At 52.6% G+C, this 20,706-nt stretch carries 14 protein-coding genes and 1 riboswitch; of the genes, 6 read left to right on the forward strand and 8 right to left on the reverse strand.

The window, feature by feature from the left end; all coding sequences use genetic code 11:
* Positions 1–79 precede the first annotated feature (79 nt).
* The 3 genes from malE to malG all read left to right on the forward strand — a co-directional run bounded on the left by malE (position 80) and on the right by malG (position 3,847).
* Positions 80–1,273, forward strand: a complete 1,194-nt coding sequence (malE, locus tag C7M51_RS15495) for a maltose/maltodextrin ABC transporter substrate-binding protein MalE (RefSeq protein WP_160622559.1) — start codon at positions 80–82, stop codon at positions 1,271–1,273.
* 128 nt (positions 1,274–1,401) lie between these two features.
* Positions 1,402–2,946: a maltose ABC transporter permease MalF gene (malF, locus tag C7M51_RS15500; protein WP_160622560.1), complete on the forward strand. Its 1,545-nt coding sequence runs from the start codon at positions 1,402–1,404 to the stop codon at positions 2,944–2,946.
* 10 nt (positions 2,947–2,956) lie between these two features.
* Entirely contained in the window at positions 2,957–3,847 is an 891-nt protein-coding gene (gene malG / locus C7M51_RS15505; RefSeq protein ID WP_160622561.1) for a maltose ABC transporter permease MalG, read from the forward strand.
* Positions 3,848–4,044: 197 nt separating this feature from the next.
* Here the strand turns inward: malG and psiE are convergent, their stop codons facing one another.
* From psiE to pgi, 6 genes are all read right to left on the reverse strand, one after another.
* Positions 4,045–4,443, reverse strand: coding sequence for a phosphate-starvation-inducible protein PsiE (gene psiE, locus C7M51_RS15510; protein ID WP_160622562.1), 399 nt, complete (start codon positions 4,441–4,443; stop codon positions 4,045–4,047).
* Positions 4,444–4,580: 137 nt separating this feature from the next.
* Positions 4,581–6,674, reverse strand: a complete 2,094-nt coding sequence (locus C7M51_RS15515) for a YjbH domain-containing protein (protein WP_160622563.1) — start codon at positions 6,672–6,674, stop codon at positions 4,581–4,583.
* The gene (locus C7M51_RS15520; RefSeq protein ID WP_425281020.1) at positions 6,674–7,417 is read right to left on the reverse strand and encodes a capsule biosynthesis GfcC family protein; all 744 of its coding nucleotides are present in this window, start codon (positions 7,415–7,417) and stop codon (positions 6,674–6,676) included. The genes C7M51_RS15515 and C7M51_RS15520 overlap by 1 nt, the downstream gene beginning before the upstream one ends.
* Positions 7,411–8,058, reverse strand: coding sequence for a YjbF family lipoprotein (locus C7M51_RS15525; protein WP_160622565.1), 648 nt, complete (start codon positions 8,056–8,058; stop codon positions 7,411–7,413). The genes C7M51_RS15520 and C7M51_RS15525 overlap by 7 nt, the downstream gene beginning before the upstream one ends.
* Positions 8,059–8,123: 65 nt before the next feature.
* Positions 8,124–8,387 carry an exopolysaccharide production protein YjbE gene (gene yjbE / locus C7M51_RS15530; RefSeq protein WP_244323744.1) on the reverse strand — a complete coding sequence of 88 codons (264 nt, stop codon included), beginning with the start codon at positions 8,385–8,387 and terminating at the stop codon, positions 8,124–8,126.
* A gap of 574 nt (positions 8,388–8,961) precedes the next feature.
* The gene (pgi, locus tag C7M51_RS15535) at positions 8,962–10,608 is read right to left on the reverse strand and encodes a glucose-6-phosphate isomerase (protein WP_160622566.1); all 1,647 of its coding nucleotides are present in this window, start codon (positions 10,606–10,608) and stop codon (positions 8,962–8,964) included.
* Between the two features lie 711 nt (positions 10,609–11,319).
* A riboswitch (Lysine riboswitch) is annotated at positions 11,320–11,513 on the forward strand.
* An 84-nt stretch (positions 11,514–11,597) separates the two neighbouring features.
* Here pgi and lysC point away from each other — a divergent pair.
* The 3 genes from lysC (at position 11,598) to panS (ending at position 14,955) form a co-directional block, all read left to right on the forward strand.
* The gene (gene lysC, locus C7M51_RS15540) at positions 11,598–12,956 is read left to right on the forward strand and encodes a lysine-sensitive aspartokinase 3 (protein ID WP_160622567.1); all 1,359 of its coding nucleotides are present in this window, start codon (positions 11,598–11,600) and stop codon (positions 12,954–12,956) included.
* Positions 12,957–13,185: 229 nt separating this feature from the next.
* The gene (gene aqpZ, locus C7M51_RS15545; RefSeq protein ID WP_160622568.1) at positions 13,186–13,881 is read left to right on the forward strand and encodes an aquaporin Z; all 696 of its coding nucleotides are present in this window, start codon (positions 13,186–13,188) and stop codon (positions 13,879–13,881) included.
* A gap of 150 nt (positions 13,882–14,031) precedes the next feature.
* Positions 14,032–14,955, forward strand: coding sequence for a ketopantoate/pantoate/pantothenate transporter PanS (panS, locus tag C7M51_RS15550; protein WP_160622569.1), 924 nt, complete (start codon positions 14,032–14,034; stop codon positions 14,953–14,955).
* A gap of 58 nt (positions 14,956–15,013) precedes the next feature.
* Here the strand turns inward: panS and C7M51_RS15555 are convergent, their stop codons facing one another.
* Together C7M51_RS15555 and metH are read right to left on the reverse strand one after the other, a co-directional pair.
* Positions 15,014–16,639 (reverse strand): Na/Pi cotransporter family protein, encoded by a 1,626-nt coding sequence (locus tag C7M51_RS15555; RefSeq protein WP_160622570.1) that lies wholly within the window; start codon positions 16,637–16,639, stop codon positions 15,014–15,016.
* 309 nt (positions 16,640–16,948) lie between these two features.
* Positions 16,949–20,584, reverse strand: coding sequence for a methionine synthase (metH, locus tag C7M51_RS15560; RefSeq protein ID WP_425281021.1), 3,636 nt, complete (start codon positions 20,582–20,584; stop codon positions 16,949–16,951).
* Positions 20,585–20,706: the final 122 nt, after the last annotated feature.

Below are 20,706 nucleotides of genomic sequence, written 5' to 3' on the forward strand. Positions count from 1 at the left end.
AACAAGGAGGATGAGTCAGCCGTCGCTTAACAGCAGACTTCTGCCTAACGACAACCACTCACGTTTAGAGGAAAGGGAAATGTCAAAGTTCAAACTGAATGGCAAAACTCTACTGTTATGCGCTCTGACCGCCGCGCTGCTGCCCGGCGCGGCGCTGGCGAAAATCGAAGAAGGCAAGCTGGTCATCTGGATTAACGGCGATAAGGGCTACAACGGCCTGGCGGAAGTGGGTAAGAAATTTGAGCAGGATACCGGTATTAAAGTCACTATCGAGCATCCCGATAAGCTGGAAGAAAAATATCCGCAGGTGGCCGCAACCGGTGATGGCCCTGATATTATTTTCTGGGCGCACGATCGCTTCGGCGGCTATGCGCAGTCCGGCCTGCTGGCGGAAGTCGCACCAGATAAAACCCTACAGGACAAAATCTACCCCTTTACCTGGGATGCCGTGCGCTATAACGGCAAGCTGATCGGTTATCCGGTCGCGGTGGAATCACTGTCGCTGATTTATAACAAAGACCTGTTGCCTAATCCGCCGAAAACTTGGGAAGAAATCCCGGCGCTGGATAAACAGCTGCGCGCCAAAGGTAAAAGCGCCATTATGTTTAACCTTCAGGAGCCCTATTTTACCTGGCCGCTCATTGCTGCGGACGGCGGCTACGCCTTTAAGAAAGAAAACGGCAGCTATAACGTAAAAAACGTCGGTGTTAATAATCAAGGCTCGCAGGAAGGTCTGAAATTCCTGGTCGATTTAATTAAGAACAAACATCTTAATGCGGATACCGATTACGCCATCGCCGAAGCCGCATTTAATAAAGGTGAAACCGCTATGACTATTAACGGTCCCTGGGCGTGGAATAATATCGACGGCGCGAAAGTTAATTATGGCGTAACGCTGCTGCCTACCTTTAAAGGTAAGCCTTCAAAACCGTTCGTTGGAGTGTTGAGCGCCGGAATTAACGCCGCCAGCCCGAATAAAGAACTGGCGAAAGAGTTTATCGAAAACTACCTGCTGACAGACGATGGTCTGGCGAAAGTGAACGCTGACAAACCACTGGGTGCCGTGGCGCTGAAATCCTACCAGGAGAAGCTGGCGAAGGATGAGAAGATCTCCGCCACCATGGAGAACTCACAGAAAGGTGAAATCATGCCGAACGTGCCGCAGATGTCCGCCTTCTGGTATGCGGAACGCAGCGCGGTACTGAACGCGATTAACGGGCGTCAGAGCGTGGAAGCCGCGCTGAAAGATGCGGAGAGCCGTCTAACCAAGTAAGGACTCACTACCGAATTAAATTGGACTACGGGCGGCCTGTGTCGCTCGCAGGCTGAGTGTTATCTGTCGCGTTTCCGGTGTGGAGCGTTACCCGTACCTCTTTTCATCTGTTGCAGAAGGATCCTGAAATGGCAAAATCCGCATTGTGGTGGCAGCGTGACGCCCTGAAGTGGCTGGTTCTTGCCCTCTGCGTGTTAGTAACCGGCTATCTGGTTGTGCTGATGTATGCTCAGGGCGAATACCTGTTCGCTATCGTCACGCTGGTGCTGCTCAGCAGCGGCCTGGTGGTGTTTTCCGCACGCCGGGCGCAGGCGTGGCGCTATGTCTGGCCCGGTCTGGCGGGCATGGTACTGTTTATCCTGTTCCCGCTCGCCTGCACTATCGCTATCGCCTTCACTAATTACAGCAGCACTAACCAGCTCACCTTCGAGCGGGCACGCCAGGTGTTGCTGGACCGCCAGTTTCAGGCGGGCGAAGGCTACGCTTTTTCACTTTGGTCAGCGACAGATAACCAATGGCGTCTGTTACTGAACGGCGCGGAAAACAAACAGTTTATCTCGCCGCCCTTCTCGCTCTCTTCTCCAAGTGAGCAAACGCTTACTCTTACTGAGACACAACAGCCGCCCGATGGCGAGCGTGCAATGCTGCGTGTTATTACGCAGAATCGTCAGGCTCTTTCCCGGCTGACTGCGCACCTGCCGGATGGCACACAGCTACGGATGAGTTCGCTGCGCCAGTTCTCCGGTACACAGCCGCGTTATCACCTCGGTGAAGGTGATATCCTGACCGACAAACAAACCGGCCAGATATGGTATCCCAACGATGATACAGGCTTCTGGCAAACCAAAGATGCAAATCAGCAGTGGACCAGCGAAAAGCTTAGTCCTGGCTACACCGTCGCAATTGGCTGGAAAAATTTCCTGCGCGTAATGACCGATCAGGGCATCCAGCAGCCGTTTGTCGCTATTTTTATCTGGACGGTAGTTTTCGCGGCGCTGACGGTGCTGCTGACCGTCGCGGTTGGCATGGTGCTGGCCTGCCTGATGCAGTGGGAAGCGTTGAAAGGACGCGCAATTTATCGACTACTGTTGATTCTGCCCTACGCGGTGCCCGCCTTTATCTCTATTCTGATCTTTAAGGGGCTGTTTAATCAGAGCTTCGGCGAGATCAATATGATGCTTGATAGCCTGTTCGGTATCAAACCCGCCTGGTTCAGCGATCCGGCGATGGCGCGCACTATGCTGGTCATCGTTAATACCTGGCTTGGTTATCCCTACATGATGATTCTCTGTATGGGATTGTTAAAGGCGATACCGGACGATCTCTATGAGGCTTCCGCGCTGGATGGCGCCACGCCACGGCAAAACTTCCTGCGTATTACGCTGCCGCTGCTGATTAAGCCATTGACACCGCTGATGATCGCCAGCTTTGCATTTAACTTTAATAACTTCGTACTGGTATTACTACTGACCAACGGCGGGCCGGACCGTCTGGGCACGACCACGCCTGCAGGCTACACCGATCTGCTGGTGAGCTACACCTGGCGTATCGCCTTTGAAGGCGGCGGCGGTCAGGATTTCGGCCTGGCAGCCGCTATCGCTACGCTGATCTTCCTGCTGGTTGGCGCACTGGCGCTGGTTAATCTGAAGTTCACCCGTATCAGAACAGAGTAAGGAGCGAATCATGGCGATGGTAAAACCTAAATCGCAAAAGCTACGGCTGGCGTTGACGCATCTGTTGCTGCTTAGCTTTATCGTACTGATTATGTATCCGCTGCTGATGGTGTTTGCTATCTCGCTGCGCCCTGGCAATTATGCCATCGGCAGTTTGCTGCCGGAGCATATTTCCTGGGATCACTGGAAGCTGGCCCTCGGTTTTGCGGTAACCCATGAAAACGGCAGCGTCACACCGCCGCCCTTTCCGGTGCTGCTGTGGCTGTGGAACTCGGTAAAAGTGGCGGCGATTACTGCCGTTGGTATCGTGGCGCTTTCAACCACCTGTGCCTATGCTTTTGCCCGTATGCGCTTTCGCGGTAAATCAACGCTGTTGAAGGGCATGTTGATATTTCAGATGTTCCCGGCGGTACTGTCGCTGGTGGCGCTCTATGCACTGTTCGATCGCCTGGGGCAGTACATTCCTTTTATTGGCCTGAATACTCATGCCGGGCTGGTATTTGCTTATCTGGGCGGCATTGCTCTGCATGTCTGGACGATTAAAGGTTATTTCGAGACTATCGACGGTTCGCTGGAAGAAGCTGCGGCGCTTGATGGCGCGACGCCCTGGCAGGCGTTTCGCCTGATTCTGCTGCCGCTTTCCGTACCGATTCTCGCCGTGGTGTTTATTTTGTCGTTTATCGCTGCCGTCACCGAAGTGCCGGTTGCTTCGCTGCTGCTGCGCGACGTTAACAGCTATACCCTGGCGGTAGGAATGCAGCAGTACCTGAATCCGCAGAACTATCTGTGGGGTGATTTTGCCGCAGCGGCGGTGCTGTCAGCGCTGCCGATTACGCTGGTCTTTTTGCTGGCGCAGCGCTGGTTGGTAAGCGGCCTGACCGCTGGCGGCGTGAAGGGTTAATTAATGATTTTGTGTTGTTGCCTTTGTTGTTATTGCCACTGCTAAGTTGTTCCCTGTGTTTTTCCGGCGGCCTGTAGGCCGCCTTTTTTTTAAGGAATTCTGTTAATAAACAACAACCGATGCTCTTATAAAAAGGGATAACCACTGCGGCTTATCAACCAGTAAAAACAGGTTCAGGCGGCCTGAAGCCGCCAATATTACTCACGCTTCAGCCGGTTACTGTTCGCCAGCCACAGCGTTACCACCAGAATAAGTATCGCTGTGGAATAGCAGAGCGTATCAAATGGATTTTTATGGTCGACAACGATCAGTCGAATAATCGCTGTAATACCGATATAGACAAAATAACGTAGCGGGAAATGGTATCCGGACTGAAAATATTTCACTATCAGCGCAATAAATTCAAAATAAAGAAACCAGATGACAATCCCTTCCACCAGCAGATAGGCGGAAGCCGCCTCACCGGTATTCAGCAATACGTTTGCCAGATGAATTGTCTCTTTACCTAAGAAAACAATTAAAATAATCGCCAGGATCAACAGACCGGCATTTAATACCCATTGTAGCGCCGCAGCGATGAATTTTTCACTTATCATTAAAGCTTCCTGTTAAAGGTGGCTCAACTGGTCAGCCAGACCGTACAGGCATCATGACATAACGTGAGCAAGATCACAGTATAGTCACAACAAAATAAAAAGCGGACGAAAAACCTACTTTCACTAAGTCTTAATAACTAACGAAAGTTTATGTCGCGATCGCTGGTCATATCGTACAGGCGATGCTTACGGATCAGCCTCTGCCCACCATCACGCGTCAGCGGTTCCCAGCCAATCAGCGCTTTTCCACGGTTATGCGTGGCGGTAAACAGCTCCATCGGCACGGAGATATAAAAGCCTTTGGTAAAATCACCTTCACCATACTCTTCGCGGGAGACATTCGTCAGCGTGACATAAGCACCCACGCTAACGCCGCTGGCGAAACGCTTCGAAATATCAAGCGTACCGCCTCTATCCTCCGCCAGATACTGTCCAACGCTCGTTTTTACCAGTACATCATCCACAAAACCGGGCTGCCAGTAGGCGGTAAGATGGCCCGTTGAAGCTTTATAACGGGTGAACCGCATCATATTGTCCCAGTCGCGCTGCTTCACGTAGTTTGCATCGACGCCAACTGCCCAGCAGCTGTCCAGCGGACGATAAAGTATCTCTGCGCCCGCGCCAGCGTACATGGTTTCAAGATAACCGCCATAGAGCTGCGCATAGATGCCGTTACCAAAATAGTGGAGGCCAGTCATTTGTAGATTATTAATGTATAAATCATTTTTTACATAATCACGGATATGAGTACGTACGCGCGGCAGCGCGGAATCAGCAGGTCGCCCATCATATTTGAATCGATCATAATTGTTCGTTACGTCGGCAAAGAAACCGCCCCCCACCAGCAGATGCTGAGTTAGCCAGTAGTCGGCATGCCCCCCGACACCAACCTGATACATATAGAAGCTTTCCGGGCCGCCAAATGACTGATTCAATACCGGCGCAAGACCATAACTGAAGGAATCTCTTTCGATATAGTAGCCCTGTTCCGTTTTTCCAGGATCGACAGGATTGACGCGTCGTTGTTGTAGCGGCGGCTTATGTCCCAGTGGATAACCATCAAGCTGCTGATACAAACTGCTCACGCGCGTTTCGGTAGTAACCTGTGGCAGGTTATAACGTGTCTGGGTAATACGCAGCCTATCGATATTCGCGGGTAAATGATTCATTAAAATCAGGTTAGCTCGATCGACACCTTCCTGAGTATCGCGGTATTTGACCTGTTCGCCCGTGACATAGAGCGTACGGTCTTTAATTTGCAGATTGGGTGCATCAAAACCGGCATTATACTTCAGCGCCATCAGCTGATTAGCGACCACCGTATGCTGCAAGACTTCCATCTGCGGTTCCGGTCGCCACTTTGGTTTCGCCTGATCGAGATGCTGCGTATGCAGATCGTTAAAGTTCGTATGCAGCGTGACGCCAAAAGTTAAGGTATTGCCACGCTCATAGCTGGTATTAATATCGGCCCAGTCGCTGAGGCGATAAACGGCACCAACGTTTACTTTGCTACGTTGTTCCAGCTGTCCCGCATAGTCTCCACGGTAATCATTACCTTCATATTCTATTTTCAGGCGTAACGGTTGCCACAGCGTCTGGTATTCGACGCCACCAAAGATTGAGGCAGGTCCTTTGAACAGATCGTCGCCGTTAACGGAGGTTGACGATCCGGAACCGTTGCGGCGCTGGCAGAACTTATCGTCATAGCTACAGAAAGGATTCTTAATATTGCCGCCGTTACCGATATAACCCCAGCCGATGCCCAGCGTAAAATCGAGTGGCCCCCAGGCTTTGCTGGCAACCAGATATTCACTGTCAAACAGGCCGGTTCCGGACAGGTCGCGCGTTCCTGCCGCCACTTCCGGCAACCAGTAATCTTCCTGCCACAGGCGTAGCTTAAAATCGAACGCCTTATCTTTATAGGTCTGATTGCCGCTGAAGTTAACAGAGCTGCTGTACTGTCTGGTGCGCACATCACTATAGCGTACGGTAGCTTCCAGCCATGGGAAAACCACCATTGATGCGGAATAGAAACGGTACTGATCGTTATCGCGATAGTTAAAGCTGAACTCACCCTCTTTCGCCATGCGCGCCGTTGGCACCTGAAGCAGGCCTACGCCGCCGAAATCTGACTGGGAGGAGCGCACCGGCTCATCCCAGATTGTTGCCTGTGCATGAAGAGCGGCAGTGACAGAAACAGCCATCAGGGTGGGAAGCAGATATTTTTTCATCAGTCAGGAATCCGGTGCGTTAAAACAGCAACAATGTGCGAATTCAGATCGTGCAGCTCATCCGGCAGCACCGAGGGTGAAAAGCCGACAAAAATAGTGCTGCCCGGTATTACCTCAACGTGACGATGATTCCAGTAAGCTATCGGCACTGCCTGTGTAGCGCCGTCTGGCGCAATCACGATCGCCTGATTAAGATCCGCACCGCTTAGCCATGCATGGCCACGCAGATAGTCCCGTGTATCGCGTCCCGGCTGCCAAAGCACCTTACCGCCGTTGCTAATCGCCCCCATCAACGTAACGGTATCGGGACGCTGTAAGGTATAGAGATGATATTCCCCTTCCAGACAACGATTCGCCTCCGGATGCAGCCGTATCCAGTCAGGATCGAGTGCGGTAAATTGCCGCCCGGTTACCTGAACCGTGCTCAACTGTTGAATAACGGAATGAATGGCTGCGGCGCGATCGCCCCGCTCGTTTGCAGCCCAGTCACGCAGTCGCGAGAGCGTTTGCTGATAGCGTTGATGCATTGCTGCACTTGCCAGAGGTTCAGCGATAATCGTACCAGGCCACCAGGTGCGTTGTGCCAGCATCGGACTGGTTGCCAACTGTAACAGCCTTTCGGCATCTTTCACTACGGCGGTTTCGGACGTATGGGGGGAATGAACGATAACCTGGCTTGCCGCCAGCGCATTTAACGAAAGGCCAGATGCCATCGCGATCGGAAGCAGTAAAATTTTCATGATTTCACCGGTTTTAACAGGGTGATATCAACCGATAACGCCTCTGCGCCAGAATGTTGTGTACTCTGACGCACTTCACCGCTGGCATTGTCAATCCAGAATGTATTCTGCCAGCGGACACCGGTAGCAGCGACGCTGGCCTTTTCACGCCAAACGCGACAGGCGATGGCTTTCCCGGCAATATGCAGTATTTCATCCTGCGCACGTTGAAAACGTGAAGTGACCAGTGCCGATTGCAGACGTCCCTTATCAGTCCAGATCAGCACGTACGACCAGCTATCGCCTTCCTGTATCAACAGTGGCTGAGCAAGCGGATCCTGAGAAAGGTTAGTGGTTTCCAGCAGGTTATTGGTCAGCCCCAGGGTTTTCACCAGACGCCCGTTTTGCGTAACCAGCATCGCACGGTCTTGTGTGACCCATTTATGCTGACCATTTTCGGCATAGCCGAGTACCAGGAAAATGCGCTGACCGTGATTAACACGAAGGTAAATACTGGCGTAAGGCAGGGACCGAATACGTTCTACCGGTACGGTAACATCATCCAGACCTATAAACGCCTGTTTAACGCTATCAACCAGCCCCTGTTGCACTTGTGTACAAGCCTGTAAGAACAGGCATAAAAACAGCAATAGAATATGGCGCACCCTGGCATCCTTGCGTAGGTTGTGCAAAACGAAAGAACTACATGGTTGTGACTATCATCAGGCCACTAACGTCTTGTTCCTGTGGTTGTAGTGCCGGTATTAGCACTATCACCGCCGCCGATAGCAGCTACCCCGGTCCCTAACAACGAACTGGCCACACTAACGCCAGCATAACTTGTGCTGCCTGTAGAAATAGCGCCAGCTTCTTCACCAGCGGCGATACCGGCAATATCCCCTACTGCTGCACCCACCTCATTTTTTTCAGCGGCTACAGCCGACAAAGAGGCTAAAATCAACGCAGCAGCCATAACGTAACGTAGAATTTTCATATTGAATTTCTTATAGGTTTTATGATGAGCATTCCTTTATTAACTGAATCAGAAAAGGACCGGTTACTTTCGGCGCGCTCCAGTACAGAAAATAAATTATCAGAAATTGTGAGATAACAAGAAAAGTCGATAAGAATTGGTAAGGATATATTATTCCGGATTATGATTAACCCTTAGTAAAACAGAGAAGGTATTGAGGGTAAATGCAAGCCTTTATCCTAAAACTAATTTAATTATTAAGATTATCTAAATTAATTTCTTTTTAGATTAAAAGAAAATTACCAAGGGTAATTACATAAGCAAGTTTTACCAAATAATTTATCTTTCAATAAGTTAACTTAATTTCTCGTTATTTTTAAGCTGGATTAACTGCATGGCGGAGAGACAGTGCTTTACCCCCGTTTTACGGTTTATCATCAAGTCAGAAGAAGAACAAAACAGCATGTTTTATTCAGCCGCGCGCAGTATGTTCAGGCAGGTAAAGTTTGAAAGGAAGGTGCGAACAATGAGACTTTGCCAGACTATATCCGTAAAAAAGGCGTCATTAAGACGCCTTGAGAAATAATGAGAAATCTTAGCGCCAGGATTTATAACGGTTAATCAAGCCGTTAGTGGAACTGTCATGGCTGCTGACATTACCGGCATCTTTCAATTCAGGCAGGATGCGGTTTGCCAGCTGTTTACCCAGCTCAACGCCCCACTGATCGAACGTAAAGATGTTAAGTATCGCGCCCTGAGTAAAGATCTTATGCTCATACAGCGCAATTAACGCGCCCAGGCTGTACGGGGTGATCTCACGCAACAGAATAGAGTTTGTTGGGCGGTTACCCTCAAACACTTTAAACGGTACGATATGCTCAACGGATTTAGCATCTTTACCCGCATCAGCAAACTCTTTCTCTACTACCTCACGTGATTTACCGAAAGCCAGCGCCTCGGTCTGCGCGAAGAAGTTAGAGAGGAGCTTGTCGTGATGATCGCCTAACTGATTATGCGTGATAGCTGGAGCGATAAAATCGCAGGGAACCAGCTTAGTACCCTGGTGGATCAGCTGATAAAACGCATGCTGACCATTCGTGCCAGGCTCACCCCAAATGATGGGGCCAGTCTGCCAGGTAACCGGGTTGCCTTCGCGGTCAACATATTTACCGTTAGATTCCATGTTGCCCTGCTGGAAGTAAGCCGCAAAACGGTGCATATACTGGTCATAAGGCAGAATCGCTTCAGTTTCCGCGCCGAAGAAATTGTTGTACCAGATGCCGATTAGCGCCAGCAGTACCGGCAGGTTCTGTTCTGCTGGGGTTTCTGCAAAGTGCTTGTCCATGGCATGCGCGCCGCTCAGCAGCTGCACGAAATTATCAAAGCCAACGGACAGGATGATAGAGAGACCAATCGCAGACCACAGAGAATAACGACCGCCAACCCAATCCCAGAACTCAAACATATTGGCGGTATCGATACCGAATTTTGCAACTTCTTGCGCATTGGTAGAGAGCGCCGCAAAGTGTTTTGCTACGTGCTGCTCATCACCTGCCGCCTTCAGGAACCAGTCACGCGCGCTGTGGGCGTTGGTCATGGTTTCCTGCGTGGTAAAGGTTTTGGAAGCCACGAGGAACAGCGTGGTTTCCGGGCTGACTTTTTTCAACGTTTCAGCGATATGGGTGCCGTCAACGTTGGAAACAAAGTGCATATTCAAGTGGTTTTTATAGGGACGCAGCGCCTCGGTCACCATGTAAGGACCCAGATCGGAACCGCCGATACCGATATTTACTACGTCCGTGATCGGCTTGCCGGTATAACCTTTCCATTCGCCGCCAATGATACGTTCAGAAAACGTCTTCATTTTATCCAGTACGGCATTCACTTCCGGCATCACATCTTTGCCATCAACCATAATCGGCGTGTTGCTGCGGTTGCGTAGGGCAACGTGCAACACTGCACGATCTTCGGTACGGTTGATTTTCTCACCGGAAAACATGGATTTGATCGCGCCTGCCAGATCGGTTTCTTTCGCCAGCGCCTGCAATTTATCCAGGGTTTCAGAAGTGATGCGGTTTTTTGAGAAATCCACCAGCATCTGGTCGTCAAAGGTGGCGGAGAATTTCGCAAAACGATCGCTGTCCTGGGCAAACAGCTCGGCAATGCGTACATCTTTCATCTGTTCGTAATGCTGCTGCAGGGCTTGCCAGGCAGCAGTTTGCGTCGGATTGATATTTTTCATGGCAACACTCTTATGTTTAACAACCGTAATTCTGACCGGACGTCATCTTACCTGCTGATGGTGACTCACTTTCCGTTTTCTGCAACAGGTTACGACTCTCATAGGGCGCGCTGGTTTTCCTCACCCGGAGCCCGGGACTCATTGTAATTCAGGCTGCGGCGATGATAGCCGTCAGGTATTTCAGTATGACGATTCTTACCGCGAAGGAAAATTTTTTATGCCGCTTTTTGCCTTAGCGCTGCGGCCAGATATCAGCTTCAGGGCATCGCCTGCCCGGACGGATAGCCTGGCAACTGCGGCTTTCAGCTACGCTATTGCTGCTGGTTTTCGGAATCGTACCCGGTTCGATAACGCACATTTTGTTCCCCAATGCGTTCACGCTCGCTGAAAATGCGCGCCGGACGATAGCCTAAGCGGTTTAATAAGATACAAAAAGCCAGCAGCACTACGTGCGTTGCAGCGTCTATTTTTACGCTATTGCAACGCCCTTTCATTGTGCTGCATCAGCATGCTGAATCATTTCAACAGCTCAAGTTAACGCTAAATAGCCGATGAAAATAGCCTGGTAAGGATGAAACTGCCTGTATTCATTCGATGTTATCAACTTGTTTACCTAATGAGTGTCAATAAGTTGAAAAATATTCAAAAACCATTGATTGACAGCAGAACGATAACCCGATATTTGTAAATGGTTACTTGCGCAGCAATGCGCAGGCCAGAAGAGGCGCGTCGCCCAGGCAGTGTGTTGGAGGAGCCGTATCCGGTGAAAACACATCAGGGGGAGCGACGCCGAGGCAGAAAATCCACGGCGGAAAATCTGTCGGCTGCAGGGGCTGAATCCCCTGGGTTGTCACCAGGCGCGTGCGACAGTCGGACGCGCCGCAAGGTGGAGCGCTTCTGGGTGCTCGTAGCTGTTCCTCTCTACGTCTGCTCCCGTCTCTGCTTCCCTTGTGCCAAGGCTGCCAGAATAAACCTGACACGGGGTCACTATGTCTCACACTGATTTGATCGTTGCAAAATTTGGCGGTACCAGCGTTGCCGATTTTACCGCTATGAACCGCAGCGCCGATGTGGTGCTGGCTGATGCCAGCGTACGTCTGGTGGTGCTCTCCGCCTCCGCCGGTATCACTAACCTGCTGGTTGCTCTGGCAGAAGGCCAACCACAGCCACAGCGCGATAATCTGCTGGAGGATATTCGCCAGATTCAGTATGCCATTATCGATCGGCTACAGCAGCCAGCGGTAATCCGCGAAGAGATCGATCGGATGCTGGAAAATATTGCCATGCTGGCGGAAACCGCCGCACAGACCGCTTCCGCCGCGCTAACCGACGAACTGGTCAGCCACGGCGAACTGATGTCATCATTGCTGTTTGTAGAGATTCTGCGCGAGCGTAACGTTGCCGCAGAATGGTTTGACGTACGCAAAATTATGCGCACCAGCGATCGTTTTGGGCGCGCCGAGCCGGATGTTAATGCTTTGGCCGAGCTAAGCCGCCTGCAACTGCGTCCACGCCTGGAAAAAGCGCTGGTAATAACCCAGGGCTTTATCGGCAGCGAGGCAAAAGGCCGCACTACCACGCTTGGGCGCGGCGGCAGTGATTACACCGCTGCGCTGCTGGGTGAAGCGTTACAGGCACAACGTATTGATATCTGGACCGATGTACCGGGGATCTATTCTACCGATCCGCGTATTGTGCCTGCCGCCCAGCGCATCGATAAAATTACGTTTGAAGAAGCGGCGGAAATGGCGACCTTTGGCGCGAAGGTGCTGCATCCGGCGACGTTGCTGCCAGCGGTACGCAGTGACATCCCGGTATTTGTTGGTTCCAGCAAAGATCCCGCTGCTGGCGGCACGCTGGTCTGTAACGAAACGGAAAATCCTCCGCTGTTCCGGGCGCTGGCGCTGCGCCGCAAGCAAACGCTGCTGACCCTGCATAGCCTGAATATGCTGCACGCACGCGGCTTTCTTGCCGAGGTTTTTGCTATCCTGGCGCGCCATCATATTTCTGTCGATCTGATTACCACTTCAGAAGTCAGCGTTGCGCTGACGCTGGATACCACCGGATCCACCTCCACCGACGGCAGCCTGCTGACGCAGGCGCTGCTGACCGAGCTTTCTTCGCTGTGTCGGGTTGAGGTTGAAGAGAATCTGGCGCTGGTTGCGTTAATCGGTAACAAGCTGTCGCAGGCATGTGGCGTAGGTAAAGAGGTGTTTGGCGTGCTGGAGCCGTTTAATCTGCGGATGATCTGCTATGGTGCCAGTAGCTACAATCTCTGTTTCCTGGTACCGGGAAACGATGCCGAACAGGTTGTACGCACTTTGCACCATAATTTATTTAAATGTTGAAACGGGCATGGATGCCGGTCAATTTCCGGCATCCTTTCTTTTTTACCCTGTTCATAACATCGCCCTTTATTTTTTCCTTTTCCTGCGCTTTTACCCGGTTAAAAAAGCAAGACTCGTCTCGAAATTGACGCTACAGGCCGCCAACCGGCGGCAAAACACGTATAAAGATTGCAGTCTTTGAACAGACAAAGATAATGCGCTGCGCTGGATATAAATAAAATGAGGGATCATGATGCAAAAACTATTGGCTGAATTTTTAGGGACATTTGTTTTGGTTCTGGGCGGTTGTGGCAGTGCGGTATTAGCTGCCGGCTGGCCTGAGCTGGGAATCGGTTTTACCGGCGTTTCGCTGGCGTTTGGTCTGACGGTATTGACGATGGCTTACGCCGTTGGACATATTTCCGGCGGGCACTTTAACCCAGCCGTAACGCTGGGACTGTGGGCTGGCGGGCGTTTCAATGCTGCGCAGATCCTGCCCTACATTGTTTTTCAGGTGCTCGGCGCTATCGCTGCCGGTGGCGTGCTGTGGTTAATCGCCAGCGGTAAGGCTGGATTTGACGTAGATATCCACGGCTTCGCCGCTAACGGCTACGGCGACTACTCACCTGGCGGCTATTCGCTGTTCGCCTGTATGTTAGTGGAAGCGGTACTGACCGCGATCTTCCTGGTGGTGATTATGGGTGCAACCGATAAAAATGCGCCTGCGGGCTTCGCACCTGTGGCTATCGGTCTGGCGCTGACCCTGATCCATCTGGTCAGTATTCCGGTAACCAATACCTCCGTCAACCCGGCGCGCAGTACCGGCGTTGCGCTCTATCAGGGCGGCTGGGCTATCGATCAGCTGTGGATGTTCTGGTTGATTCCGCTGGCTGGCGGCGTCGTTGGCGGTCTGGTTTACCGTTTTCTGCTGCAAAACAAGGCATAAACTCGCTTTTCAGGGGCGGCGTCCTGTCGCCCCTTTACCCATTCTTCCTTAATGCTATGATTTTTGTTCGCTTTTTACCCACGTTCCGGATAAAGGCGACAACTGTCTACTGGCAAATCAACATCACATTCTTATAAGGAAGTCTGGCTTATGCTCGCCAAAATCACCCGGCTGTTCCCCGTGTGGGCTGTTTTGCTCTCCGCGGCCGCCTGTTATTCTCCCGGCACCTTTCTTGGCATTGGCCCCTGGGTATCTTATCTGTTGATGATCATTATGTTCGCAATGGGCGTAACTCTGCATATTAATGACTTCAAACGCGTGCTGGTGCGTCCGGCACCGGTTATTGCCGGCACCTTTCTGCACTATCTGGTGATGCCGCTGGCGGCCTGGCTGCTGGCAAAACTGTTCCAGATGCCGCCCGATCTGGCAGCAGGTATGATTCTGGTTGGCAGCGTTGCCAGCGGTACTGCCTCCAACGTAATGATCTATCTGGCGAAAGGCGATGTGGCGCTGTCGGTCACTATCTCTTCAGTGTCGGCGCTGGTCGGCGTTTTCGCTACGCCGCTGCTGACGCGTCTGTATGTCGATACCCATATCGAAGTGGATGTGATGGGCATGCTGCTCAGCATCATCAAAATTGTGGTAATTCCGATTGGTCTCGGCCTGATTATCCATCACAGCATGAATAGCCTGGTTAAACGTATTGAGCCGTGGCTGCCTGCTTTCTCCATGATCGCTATTCTGCTGATTATCAGCGCCGTGGTAGCAGGCAGCCAGGGTTTTATCGGTTCAGTGGGGCTGGTAACGATCGTCGCGGTCATGCTGCATAACGCCACCGGGCTGCTTGGCGGCTACTGGGGTGGCAAGCTCTTTGGTTTCGATGAGTCTACCTGCCGCACGCTGGCGCTGGAAGTCGGCATGCAGAACTCCGGGCTCGCAGCAACGCTGGGTAAACTTTATTTCTCGCCGCTGGCGGCACTGCCCGGCGCGCTGTTTTCCGTCTGGCATAATCTCTCCGGCTCGCTACTGGCAGGTTACTGGTCAGGTAAGCCGGTTGCAGAGAAGAAGATGTAAAACAGGCCTGTTTGTCCCGCGCGGCTTTGCGCGGGATTTTACGTTTCAAAATATCCCGTCACCCTTCATCCCGCTCATCATCCGGCTGCTCCAGTACACTATAGGCCACCGCACAGAACAGCGAATTCAGGCGCTTCATATCGCCCAACAGCCCCAAATGCAGCGAACTGGTTTCAATACTCTGCACATTCTTCTGATGCAGTCGATCGACATGCGCGTGGGAAAAGCGGCGAATCATCATACGCAGGCGATGTTTGGCGCGGCGCAGCCGTTTTGCGCTGGCGATATCGCGCGACAGAAATACCGACAGCGCCAGCCGCAGGTTATTCATTAGCTGCTCATGCAGCTGCTCCAGCTCTTTTAGCCCTTCCGGTGAAAAAGCGCGACGCGCAGCCAGTGACTTATCGGCTACGTCGCCGCTCATGCGTTCAATAATATCGCCCGCCTGCTCCAGATTCAGCGCAGTTTCAATGATTTCAGCCCAGCGGCGCGAGTCCTCTTCCGGCAGATCCTCTTTTGGCATCCGCGCCAGGTAAAGTTTGATGGCGGTATAGAGCACATCCACATCATCATCCAGCCGCCGTATTTCACGATCCTGACGCGGTTCACCGTGAATAACCTTACTGAAGTTAAACATCATCAACTCCAATACATCGCCCATGCGCAGCGTTTCACGCGCCGCATTTGCCAGCGCCAGCGCGGGGGTATCGAGCGCGCTGCGATCGAGATGTTTCGGCTTCAGACGTGCGTCATTCTCCTGATCGTCCCGGATCAGCCGTTTACACAAGCGCGCCATTGGATCGGTGAAGGGCACCATAATTACGCAGCGGATCAGGTTGTAGAAGACATGAAAGAAAATTACCAGCTCTTCATCATGAACCGGCAACCTGTCAAGCCAGGGTGCCAGCACATGTATAAAAGGCAGTACCAGCACGCAGCCGATAGCTTTAAACAACAGGCTGCCAAGCGCCACGCGCTTCCCGGCGGCGTTAGAGCCACTGTTATTGAGCATCGCCAGCAGGCCGCTACCAAGGTTAGCGCCGATAACCAGGCACAGTGCTACCTGAAAGGAAATGACGCCGGTTGCCGTTAAGGTGGCCGTCAGCAGCACCGCCGCCAGGCTGGAATAGCTGATAATGGCAAATACCGCGCCGATCAGCGCATCCAGCATGATATCGCCGGTTAGCGACGAGAAAAGAACCTGCACGCCCGATGCCTGAGTAATCGGGCGTGCCGCCTCGACCACCAGCTGTAGCGCCAGCAGAATCAAGCCTAAGCCGATACTGGCCCGCCCCAGCTGACCGGCACGCGACTGTTTACGCCCAAGGAAAAATACCACGCCAAAGAAGATAAATAGCGGCGATAGCCAGGAGAGATCAAAGGTCAGCACGCGCGCCATGATCGCCGTCCCGACATCAGCGCCGAGGATAATAACCAAAGCGGGCGTTAGCCCTACCAGGTTTTGTGCCACGAATGAAGTGACTAACAGCGTGGTAGCATTGCTGCTCTGCACCAGCGCCGTCACGCCAATACCGGCGATAAAAGCCATCGGTTTTTTTTCTACGCTGCGGCTTAGCACGCGCCGCAGATCCGCACCGTAAACGCGCATAATACCGGTACGGACAATATGCGTGCCCCATACCAGTAACGCGACGGCGGAAAGTAAATTAAGCAGAGTTAACACAACTATCCACTCCTTCGTGCCGGACTAAAGCAGCATTGGTTGCCAGCCCGACAGAAAAAATCAACAAATGAAGGAAATGCCTGCCCTTTAAGCACACCACGGCGGCATATTTTTAGCTTATTTTTCAGGCAAGTTAATACTGGCGGCACTATAAATGTAGACCAATAGCGACGAGTGGCAGGTAAAGTTAAGTCCGGTTGCGGGCGGTTAACGGTAAAGAAGTTATCCGCCAGCCGGAGCTGGCGTGCAGGAACCCATTTTCAGGATAAGCGATAAGGCCAGCTGGTGAAGCTGACCTGATACCGCGTCTTAATCCGCATCATAGCCGAGATGCGAAGCCAGCCAGCGCTCGACTTCGCTGACCGCCATTCCTTTACGCTGCGCATAATCCTCAATCTGATCGCGTTGCAGCTGCGCCACGGCAAAGTAGCGGCTGTCAGGATGGCTGAAATACCAGCCGGAAACCGAAGCGCCGGGCCACATGGCGAAAGATTCCGTCAGCTTCATACCGGTATGGCGCTCTACCTCCAGCAGCTGCCAGATGGTGGCTTTCTCGGTATGTTCCGGACAGGCGGGATAGCCAGGAGCCGGACGGATTCCCTGATAGTTCTCGCGGATCAGTTCTTCGTTGCTAAGATTTTCATTGGCCGCGTAGCCCCAGATAACCTTACGCACCCGCTCATGCAAATATTCGGCAAAGGCTTCCGCCAGACGATCGGCCAGCGCTTTCACCATAATTTTATTGTAATCGTCGTGCTGGCGCTCCCAGGCCTGTGCCAATGCATCTTCTTCCAGGCCGCCGGTTACGGCAAAAGCGCCAAGGTAGTCCGCCTTTCCGCTCGCTTTCGGCGCGATAAAATCCGCCAGGCAATAGTTTGCAAAGCCTACCTTCTCCGTTTGCTGACGCAAATGGTGGCTGATGGCGATAACCTGCGTGCGTGACTCATCACGATAGATTTCAATATCATCGCCTACACGGTTAGCTGGAAAGATGCCTACCACGCCGCGTGGCGTCAGGCTGCCCTCAGCGCTCAGCCGATCCAGCATGGCATTGGCGTCGGCAAACAGCCGCTGCGCCTCTTCTCCAACAACCTCATCTTCCAGAATGCGCGGGTATTTCCCTGCCAGAGACCAGGTCATGAAAAAGGGCGTCCAGTCAATATAGTGACGTAGCGTTTCAATAGAGGCCCGCACTTCACTAACGCCCAGTCGATGCGCCACCGGCGGCGTGTAGTGCGCCCAGTCGAAGGCGAAATCATTTTCCCGCGCCGCCTGGAGCGTTACCGGCGGCGTGCGCGGCTTTTTACGCGCGTGCTGTATGCGCACCGTTTCATACTCTTTACGCGTGCGGGCAACAAAATCATCGTGCTGCGTAGGCGACAGCAGTGCAGAAACGACGCCTACGGTACGCGAAGCATTCTGCACATAGACCGTCGGGCCGCTGTAGTTCTGCTCAATTTTCACTGCGGTATGCGCTTTTGATGTGGTCGCGCCGCCAATCAGCAGCGGCAGCGTAAAGCCCTGGCGCTCCATCTCTTTGGCGACGTTAACCATCTCATCCAGCGAAGGCGTAATCAGCCCCGACAGGCCAATAATATCTGCCTTCTCTTCGCGCGCGGTCTTAAGAATTTTTTCTGTCGGCACCATTACGCCGAGATCGATAATTTCATAATTGTTGCACTGCAATACCACGCCAACGATATTTTTACCGATATCATGCACATCGCCTTTTACCGTCGCCAGCACGATCTTGCCGTTACTGCTGCCGACCGCCTTGCTGGCCTGAATATAGGGTTCCAGCCAGGCCACCGCCTGCTTCATGACGCGTGCCGATTTCACCACCTGCGGCAGAAACATCTTCCCTTCGCCGAAGAGATCGCCAACGACATTCATCCCGGCCATCAGTGGTCCTTCGATCACTTCAATAGGCCGATCGGCTTCCAGACGCGCCGCCTCGGTATCCTCTTCGATAAATTCGGTGATACCTTTAACCAGCGAATATTCCAGCCGCTTCGCCACGTCCCAGCTGCGCCATTCCGCCTGCGGTTTACTGCTCTCATCATCGCTTTTACTGCCGCGATATTTCTCCGCCAGATCCAGCAGGCGCTCGGTGCCGTCGGCGCGTCGGTTTAAAATAACATCTTCAACCGCATCGCGCAGTTCAGTGGGCAGATCGTCATAAATAGCCAGCTGACCGGCGTTGACGATGCCCATATCCATACCGTTGCGGATGGCGTAATAGAGGAATACCGCGTGAATAGCCTCGCGTACCGGGTCGTTTCCGCGAAATGAGAATGAAACATTGGAGACGCCGCCAGAGATCAGCGCGTGCGGGAGCTCGCGTTTAATATCCTCGCAGGCACCGATAAAATCCATCGCATAGTTGTTATGCTCATCGATGCCGGTGGCAACCGCAAAGATGTTGGGATCGAAAATAATATCTTCCGGCGGGAAACCCACCTCTTCTGTCAGGATCTGATAAGCCCGACGACAGATTTCAATTTTACGTGCCCGCGTGTCCGCCTGGCCTTCTTCATCAAAGGCCATAACCACCATCGCCGCGCCGTAACGCCGCACCAGCCGCGCATGTTCAATAAAGGCAGCAACGCCCTCCTTCATCGAGATGGAGTTGACGATGCCTTTCCCCTGGATGCAGCGTAAGCCTTTTTCGATCACTTCCCATTTGGAGGAATCGATCATAATCGGCACGCGGGCAATATCCGGCTCGCCAGCAATCAGGTTCAGGAAGCGCACCATCGCCGCCTCAGCGTCGAGCATGCCCTCATCCATATTGATATCGATGATTTGCGCACCGTTTTCTACCTGTTGCCGTGCGACATCCAGCGCCTCGCTATATTTCTCTTCTTTGATCAACCGCTTAAATTTGGCCGAACCGGTAACGTTGGTACGCTCGCCGACGTTAACAAACAGCGAGTCAGCGCCGATATTTAACGGCTCAAGGCCGGAAAGACGGCAGGCTACCGCTAGCTGTGGAAGTTTACGCGGCGCTACGCCGTCCACCGCACGGGCCATAGCGGCAATATGTGCGGGCGTGGTACCGCAGCAGCCGCCAACGATATTAAGAAAGCCAGCGCGTGCCCATTCGCTGATCTGCTCAGCCATGACCGCGGCATCCAGATCGTATTCGCCAAAGGCGTTAGGCAACCCGGCGTTGGGATGCGCGCTAACGCAGCATTCAGCAAGACGAGACATTTCCGCCACGTACTGACGCAGTTCATCCGGCCCCAATGCGCAGTTCAAACCAAACGACAGCGGTTCAGCATGGCGCAACGAGTTATAAAAGGCTTCGGTTGTCTGACCCGACAGCGTGCGTCCGGAAGCATCGGTAATGGTGCCAGAGATCATCAGCGGCAGCGTGACGCCCAGCGCTTCAAATTCACTTTGGATCGCGAAAATGGCGGCTTTGGCGTTTAACGTGTCAAAAATGGTTTCGATCATCAACAGATCGACGCCGCCCTCAATCAGCGCACGCGTGGATTCGCGATAGGCGGTAACCAGCTGCTCAAAGGTGATATTACGAAAGGCGGGATCGTTAACGTCAGGCGAAATAGAGCAGGTGCGGTTAGTCGGGCCCAGCACGCCAGCCACATAGCGTGGACGATGCGGTGTCTTAGCGCTCCATTCGTCAGCGCAGGCGCGGGCGAGCTTTGCGGCGGCATAGTTAATTTCTGCCGACAACGACTCCATCTGGTAATCCGCCATGGCGATCGTGGTGGCGTTAAAGGTGTTGGTTTCCAGAATATCGGCACCAGCTTCCAGATAGGCGCAGTGAATAGAACGTATGATCTCTGGCTGCGTCAGTACCAGCAGATCGTTATTTCCCTTCAGATCGCTGGGCCAGTCGGCAAAGCGCTCACCGCGGTAATCCTTTTCCTCCAGCCGATAGCTCTGGATCATGGTGCCCATACCGCCATCCAGCACCATAATGCGCTGTGCCAGCTGCTGATGCAGCGTATCGATTCTGTTATTCACTCTTATTTCACCTGTCTCATCATTCTTATTACCGTCTACGAATCGGGAAAACGACTCCGTAGATCACGCTGTTT

It is taken from the genome of Mixta intestinalis, assembly GCF_009914055.1.
GTDB classification, from domain to species: domain Bacteria; phylum Pseudomonadota; class Gammaproteobacteria; order Enterobacterales; family Enterobacteriaceae; genus Mixta; species Mixta intestinalis.